The 4,417-nt window shown below is 65.6% G+C and carries 1 protein-coding gene and 1 pseudogene; both read right to left on the bottom strand.

What is annotated here, in order from left to right:
• A pseudogene (locus tag MOV75_RS28525) lies at positions 1-434 on the bottom strand (hypothetical protein); the annotation flags it as partial.
• Positions 435-1,635: 1,201 nt separating this feature from the next.
• Positions 1,636-4,083 carry an adenylate/guanylate cyclase domain-containing protein gene (locus MOV75_RS28520; RefSeq protein WP_246931014.1) on the bottom strand — a complete coding sequence of 816 codons (2,448 nt, stop codon included), beginning with the start codon at positions 4,081-4,083 and terminating at the stop codon, positions 1,636-1,638.
• Positions 4,084-4,417 lie beyond the last annotated feature (334 nt).

The raw sequence follows: 4,417 nt of genomic DNA, 5'->3' as shown, positions 1-4,417 counted from the left end.
CCGTAGAAGGCGCTGGCGCCGCCGACATCGAGCCAGCGCGGCCGCTCCACTGTTGCCAGCGCAAGCGGCGCCGGCGGCGTCGCGAACGCGCCTTCGTATTCGCTTCTAGTCAGCAACAGCGCAGCAAATTCGTAGTCGAGGATGTCGGTCATGCGCGACAGACGCGGATGCGATGGCCGCGCCATCACCGCCTCGCGGATCTCGGGGGTATCGGTCGCGCCGCCGTCAGTGTGATCAGCCGGGGTGCCGAAGAATGACAATGCGACGATGTCCGCGCCATGCACGCGATAGTCTTCCGGCAGCAGCAGCGTGAAGCCGTGCATCAACGGAAAGCCGGTGACCGGATCGAGCGGCCATTGCTCGCTGCTGATCCCCGGCGGCAGCCCATAGACCCAGCCCTGGTCGCGCGCCCGGTCGGCGGGACGGTCCAGCATCTGCAGATCATACGCACGCGAAGGCAAGGCAAACGTCACAGGTCGTCTCCGATCAGAGTCGCCTCGCCGTTGAGGCGAGGGTTAGTCGCGGGGAGGTGGGATGTGGTTCGGGGAAATTGTCCGGGGGAGCATCCAGAAGTGCGGTTGCTTCGAGCCGCAGCCCAACTAGATAACCGTACTCCGAGCCGCGCCTCGCGCCGGCAGGAAACGCGGATGGCGGACTGCCATCCACCACGCGCAGCCGGATCGTGTCCCGCCCGTCCTCGGTGCGGTAGAGGATCAACTCGCCGCGGGAGGGGGTGTCGCTCACGTTACCGCCTCGACGATTTTCTCGGCCGCCTTCGCCCGCAGCTCGCCGCGGATGAGTCCCTTGGCCATTTCCTCGGCCCCTGTCATTCTTCTCAACCGTTCCAGTCAAACGTGCGCCTAGTACTACGATGCGGGAAGTCCGTTGCGCATCATCTTTTTGCTGGATCGACCGATAGCCCTGCCGTCCCGACCTTAGCCCTCACAGTCAATTGATCCGAATGATCTTCCGCCTATTGTGCATGGGGTTGTTTCGACGTTCTGAGAAGGCTTGCTCTGCGCATCTTATTCGAATAATCCAAATTTCTCTTTACCAGAACTACGACACGCCCTATGCTCCCTCCCAACTCATCCCATGGTAAGGGACGGATCGCGATCGTCAGGGTTCGTGGGGTGAGGGGCGGTGGACGCGAGCGGCGTTGGCGCCAGATGCGGTCGCAGGGCGGGTAGTCCCCGTGAGCGATCAGCGGGCGCGTGTACGACGATGTCGAACGCGTACGGCAAAATCGTGTGGTCGTGACGCCCGAATTTCTGGCGTCAAGTCTTGCAGCGGTGCGCAGGTCCGACCGGACCTGTGCATCCGATGAAAGCTGCAGGACGACGGTGGCAACAGAGAATCGACTCACCGGCGAGAGCGCGACATAAGCCGTTTCAACCACTGCGCAGGGAAGGCCGGGCATTCGGCCACACCTGTTTCTCCCCTGTGAGCGACTATCACGCACTCACGCACAGGGGTCTTGCGGGTGCCAGCCGGTGCCCGGTCTTCCCTGCGCCCTTCCATTTCGAAGGGTAGCAAGACCTACGCAAAACCCGGGCGCGATGTGCCGCGGGATCGCGACATGCTGTCGGTGCGCGCTAACAAGCGATGCCTCGCCATTTGAGGCAGGCGAGGAAGCTATCCCCGCATCCGCACCGCCGTGGCATCCACCACGTTCTCCACCTCCTCGCGCCAGTTCAGGATCTCCATGGCGAGCACGGGGTGATTGAAACCCTTGAGCTGGAGATCGTCGAGGGCGCGGGCCTCGACGAAAGGCTCGACGATGCCGTAGACGCGGCGGCTGACCACGATCTGGTTGGGCTTGGCCTCGCCGCAGAGGCGCGAGGCGAGGTTGGTGACGCTGCCGATCGCGGCATATTCCAGCCGCTGCTCGAAGCCGACCTGGCCTAGCGTGGCATAGCCGACCGCAATGCCGATGCCGAAGCCCAGACTGTGCCCGCGGTTGCGCCAGCGTTCGGTCAAGGGGCCGATGGTTTCGCGCATCTCCACCGCCATCTTCACTGCGCGCTTGGTGTGGTCCTCGAACTGGATCGGCGCATTGAACAGGATCATCACGCCGTCGCCGGCATATTTGTCGAGCGTGCCCTCGTATTTGAAGATCAGCTTGCCGAGCGCGGCATGATATTCGCGCAGCACGTTCATCGCCTCTTCCGGCTCGGTCGCTTCCGTGAACGCGGTGAAGCCGCGCAGGTCGCAGAACACCACGGTCACCTCGCGGCGCTGGCTGGTGAGCAGCCCCTCGGGGCTGTCGGACGAAGCGATCAGCTGCGCCACCTGGGGCGCCAGGAAACGCTCGAGCTTGCGGATGCGCTCGATCTCGCCGAGCTGGGTCTTGACGCGCTCCTCCAGCGACTTGTTCCAGTCCTTGAGCTGCTCGGTCTGCTGCTTGAGCTTGTCGGCCTGGGCCCGCACGGTCTCGCTCGCCGCCTCCAGTTCGCGGCCCTTGTGATCGACCTCGGTGAACAGGCGCGCATTGCGCATCGCCAGCACGGCCTGGTTGGCGAAGGTGCGCATCAGGCCGATGATGCTGCCGGCGAACTCGCCACCGGCGCGGCGCAGCACCACCAGCGAGCCGAGCGTGCCCTGCTGGTCGACCAGCGGCACAACCAGCACCGAGTGGAAGCCGGCAGCGATCGCGACCTCGCGCAGCGGCTGCTCGGCGGCATGATCGAGATCGGGAAGCGCGATCGGCTCGCCGCTCTTGGCGGCATCGCTCAGGATGTTCTCGCCTTCGTCGATGGTGACATGGGCGCCGTCTGCGGATTTGTCGATGCCATTGGCCTCGACCAGGTTGAAGCGGCGCCTCTCGGCATCGAAGCCGTAGATCAGCACCGCGTCGGCATGGGTGATCTCGATCGCACGCGCGGCGATCGTCGGCAGCACGGCGTTGAGATCGAGCGAGGAGGCGACGGCGCGGCCGACTTCCTCCAGAACTTTCAGCTCGTTGATCGACTGCGCGAGATCGCGCGTGCGCTCATCGACCTTGGTCTCCAGGTTCGAATAGGTCTCCTGGATCTGGCCGGCCATGCGGTTGAACTGGCCGGCAAGATCTTCCAGCTCGTCCGAGGTGCGCACTTCGATGCGATGGCTGAAATCGCCCTCGCCGAGCTTGTGCGCGCCGTCGCGCAGCGCCGTGATCGGGATGATCATGCGGCGGGCGAGCAGCGTGCCGGCGAGGATAGCGACCATCAGGCCCATCCCGATCAGGAGCGCGATGCGCACCAGCTGGTCGCGGATCGGCATCAGGGCCTGCGTGGTCGGTTGCTCGAACAGGACGCTCCAGCCGAGTTTCGGCACGGTGCTCGCGGCGCTCATCACCGCATGGCCGTTGAAGTCGGTGCCCGAGGTGTCGGGCTCGTGGCCGGGCGCGATCGCGGCCGCGACCTGCGGCAGCTTCGACAGGTCCTTGCCGACATCGGGCCCTTTCGACGACGTCGCCAGCACGCGGCCGCGCGGATCGACCACATAGGCAAAGGCGGCCTTGCCGACCTGCGCGTCCGACAGGAAGTCGGAGAGGAAGCTGAGATCGACCTCCGCCACGGTGACGCCGGCATTGAAGCCGGAATGCGCCACCGAGATCGACATCAACGGCGTCCGGTCGGCGAACCAGGCCGGCGCATAGCTGACGCCGCGGGCGACGGTCTCGGTGAAGCGCATGTCGCGGGAGAGGTCGGCGTTGCTGCCGGTCGTGGTCGACTGGCGCGAGACGCGCAGCACCTCGCGGCCATCGCCGTTGAGCTGGAACAGCTGGTTGACGACGGAGACCTGGTGCAGCAGCTGGGCGTAGTCGGCGCGGCGCTTCTCGAGGGTGTCCTGGCTCGCCCGCGTCACCCAGCTGATCTGGCGATCGAGCTCCGAGATCGACTGCTCGATCCGGCGGGCCGCGGCTTGCGCCTTGTCCTCGAGGCCGTCGGTGAGCTGCGTCCGGGTGGCGCGGTAGGAGATCCAGGTCTCCATCGCGCCGTTGACGGCGAGGACGAACACGACGAGGCCGACGAGGGAGACGACGTATTTGGCGAACAGGCCCTCGCGCAGAAACCGTCTCTTATCGTTCGCTCCTGCCATCCCGATCCTCTCGCGCCGCCATCGACGCCGGCGCTACGGGCCGTAGCCCCTTCGGGGCCGTTCTACCACAATTTGGGCCAAAGGACCGCCGCGCGGCCGCGCGACCGGGCGGCGTGGTTACTCGCTGTGGACGCCGGGCGGCTGGAAGGGGAAGTGAATTGGCGCAGCCTCGTCCGTTCGGAGGAAGCCGGAGGCGGGAAGGCTGATGTAAGGGGGTTGCCGTGGAGTTCAGCCCGCCAGTCAGCCCATCACCGGTTAAAGAGTTGCCGCAGCACGTCGTTCATTGGCTGACTGTCCTGCTGCGCGACCGGCGGGTCGTCCATAGCTGGGGGCG

The organism is Bradyrhizobium sp. PRIMUS42 (assembly GCF_023006515.1).
Lineage (GTDB): Bacteria > Pseudomonadota > Alphaproteobacteria > Rhizobiales > Xanthobacteraceae > Bradyrhizobium.
This window is presented reverse-complemented; position numbering and strand designations above follow the sequence as displayed.

What these genes read in the sequence shown, in the direction of transcription:
- MOV75_RS28520 (WP_246931014.1), bottom strand. Translation starts at nt 4,083, where the DNA reads ATGGCAGGAGCGAACGATAAGAGACGGTTTCTGCGCGAGGGCCTGTTC.